The following is a 2,829-nucleotide window of genomic DNA, read 5'->3' on the forward strand; positions in this document are numbered from 1 at the left end:
GGTGTTGCTTTCGATGTACAATTATACAACAACTTTTGATGTATACAATACTCTTACTACAAAAGTTGTTGTTTGTATAGACAAAAAGATTAGCGCCCAAGCTCCAACGGTTGTACGCCCACCGATAACAGCGCCTGAAAAAGCGGCTTAGCGTGCAACGTGCTCACATTTGCGGCTTGCTCCAGCGGCATCCCGCGCTTCACCAGATCGTCGGTAAACGACATAGCACAGGCTGTTTCCGGCTGAACGTGGCGCAGCACCTCCTTGCCCGACGTACGCAGCTTGGAGGGCAGGCCCATCTTTTTCGCATGGTCCTTCAGCTCGCGCGGGTAGTAGCCGGAATGGAGTTTGCAGCTAGTCGAGTTGTATTCGCGGGCCGCCTCCCCACCACCGATGCCGACCTGAAAGCGGTTCACGTCCTTGCTGTTCTGCCGTTGCAACGCGGGCTGGGTGTGGGCGTCGATTGCCGGGGCCGGGCTCCAGCTTACTCCCAACGCTATTTGCTCGCAGGCAATGAAGTAATCCTTCACCTTGTCTCCCTGGGCGTTGTTGGTGCCCAGCGCTACCTTCTTGGCTACTTCTAGCCTCAGTACATAGTCGAGCGCTTTCCGACCCCGTTTCTTATTTACCGTTTCTTCGGTAAAATTGCAGTAGTCCTTATTGTCAGTCAGTTGGTGGTCGGACACCTTGCGGGCGAACCATCCGTTGAAGCGTTCCTTCACACCGAGGAAGGCATGCAGCTCGCGGGCTCGTACTACTTTGTTGCCTAGGTCGGTGGTGTAGACTGGCAGCAATTCGTTTTTGAAGAGGGAGAGGTTCATACAGCTACAGTTGGGGTGAATGATTCTTCTAGTAGTTCAGCCAGGGCCTCGGCTGGGAGTTCTTCAGCCAAGGCAAAATTCTCTTCCCAGAAAGCGTTGCCAGTGCCTCCTGTCTCTATCAGCGTCACGAACCACATATGCCGTATGTGGTCGGCACTGCCAGTAAACACTCCATCTACATGGTAGATGCCGCCCCGCTGTGGGAAGGCCAGCGGCATGGGAGTGTGCCCGTCATCGTGAAGCAAAGGCCAGTTGGCCTTAATGCATACCACGGCTTGGCCGGGGTGAAACTTTGGAGGCTTCATAAGGGCGCTTAAAGGTTAGTGTGAGGGCTTCCGGAGTGCCATTGTTATCCCGGCCGTAAAACGCTTCTATTTGCTGGGCGCTCATTTCACGGAGCTTAGGGCCGTGGCAAACAGCGAGGCAGGTTGTAGTACAGCATGGTGCGCAGCCATTTGCAAGCGGGGCCGTAGGCTTCTTTCTGTTCATAATGCGTGTTTGGCTTTAAACTGTTGGTAGTAAGCAGGCTCCAGCGCCTGCATGATTTGCATCTTAATCTCCCAGACTTCGGGGCACAGTTCCCGAAACACGGCCTTGCTGTTTTCCCAGAGGTCGTGGCAGTTAACGCACAGTACCACGATGTTCTGAGGATTGGCAGCGTGGGCGGGGAACTTCTTTTGCGTCAGCACATGGGAAGGTGTAAGGCGCTGGCGGGTGCCACAGGCGACACACCTCTTCTGTTCGGCCTTCACTTCCTTGTAGGCCACCTGCCTGTTCTTGAGGCCAGCAGAGCGAACGGCCGACACCTGGGCCAGCGGCTTACGCTCCTTTACTACGGCCGTAGCTTCCCCGGCCCGACGGATTCGGTTACAAGTGGCGCAGAGTCCTAAGTCCCGGTTTTCGAGTTTCGGGCAACCACATCGGCAGCTCATGCCGTGGCCAGTTGTGGGCGTACAACAGCTTTAAGGGCATAGAACCCCTCCCAGTACACGGTGCGACCGGCAACGGCTTGGTGCAGTTTCTTGATGTCTACGTCGGGGAATTGGGCCTCTACGACCTTGCCGTAGTATCTCGGCAGCTTGCCCAGGCTTCCCATTGCTTCGGTGAAGCGGGCCTTATCGGGGTGTGGGGCGGCTCCTTGTGCCATGTTTTTCGGGGTTTAATGTTGTTTATTTCAACAGACGTTGTATAATTGCAACGCCTACGGCGGTTTATCCGTTGTTTGCATACCTCAAAGCTAATCAGTAGTTGTTGTATAAACAATGACTTTTGTAAATAAGTTTTCAACTAAACAACAAGAAAATGGAAACCACACCTGGCAAGCGGCTGCGGCATATTCGCGAGCTGCTGGGGTATCAGGACCGGCAAAACGACTTTGCCGAGGAGCTGGGCATGTCTCAGCAGTCCTTATCCAACATGGAACGCGACAAGGGCAAGCCCTCCTTCGATTCGCTGCAGAAGATAGTAGAGGCGTTCCCGGGCGTTAGCCTAGGGTATATCCTGACGGGTCAAGGCGACCCAATAGGCCGCGCCCTCACTCCCGCTCTCTCCCAGGCAGCAGCCCCGGCGGCATCGGTTAGCCTCTCCCGCCCCGCCCCGCTGCAAACCGAGCCTGGCCAAGTAGACTTCGTGGCCAAGTACATCAGCCGGATGGAAGCCGACTTAGAAGCGGCCCGCAAAGACTTGCAGGCCGAACGCGATGCCAGCGCCGCGCGCGAAGCCTACTACCAAGCCCGCTTACAGGAGTTGGTGGGAAAGTCGTTGGGTAGCCTCACTATTGCAGCAACGGACGCACCGAAGCAGGAGACGCAGCCCGAACAGCCGAAGCAGGAAGAAAAGAAGCAGGAGGCGTTCAAGCGCCCCGCTCCTATCGAAGGCTTCGTAGTTCGGCAGATGTACCCTGATGGTGTAGCCGGAGAGGTTACCCCCCGGAAAGTGGCCAACCTATAAAGGCCCTTTCCGGTGCTGCCGGTTGGATATTCAATCTAACCTCTACCTTTGTTTCCCG

The 2,829-nt window shown here is 55.6% G+C and carries 4 protein-coding genes; 1 reads left to right on the forward strand and 3 read right to left on the reverse strand.

Going from position 1 to position 2,829, the window contains the following annotated elements:
- Positions 1-89 precede the first annotated feature (89 nt).
- From BLW21_RS20890 to BLW21_RS20905, 3 genes are all read right to left on the reverse strand, one after another.
- Entirely contained in the window at positions 90-821 is a 732-nt protein-coding gene (locus BLW21_RS20890) for an antA/AntB antirepressor family protein (RefSeq protein WP_092744038.1), read from the reverse strand.
- A gap of 485 nt (positions 822-1,306) precedes the next feature.
- Complete coding sequence (locus BLW21_RS20900; RefSeq protein ID WP_092744042.1) at positions 1,307-1,753, reverse strand: hypothetical protein; 447 nt, start codon at positions 1,751-1,753, stop codon at positions 1,307-1,309.
- Positions 1,750-1,968, reverse strand: a complete 219-nt coding sequence (locus BLW21_RS20905) for a hypothetical protein (RefSeq protein WP_092744044.1) — start codon at positions 1,966-1,968, stop codon at positions 1,750-1,752. Before BLW21_RS20905 ends, BLW21_RS20900 begins: the two co-directional genes overlap by 4 nt.
- Positions 1,969-2,123: 155 nt before the next feature.
- Between BLW21_RS20905 and BLW21_RS20910 the strand changes: the two genes are divergently transcribed.
- Positions 2,124-2,771 carry a helix-turn-helix domain-containing protein gene (locus tag BLW21_RS20910; protein ID WP_092744046.1) on the forward strand — a complete coding sequence of 216 codons (648 nt, stop codon included), beginning with the start codon at positions 2,124-2,126 and terminating at the stop codon, positions 2,769-2,771.
- Positions 2,772-2,829: the final 58 nt, after the last annotated feature.

Source organism: Hymenobacter psychrophilus, assembly GCF_900107135.1.
Classification (GTDB): domain Bacteria; phylum Bacteroidota; class Bacteroidia; order Cytophagales; family Hymenobacteraceae; genus Hymenobacter; species Hymenobacter psychrophilus.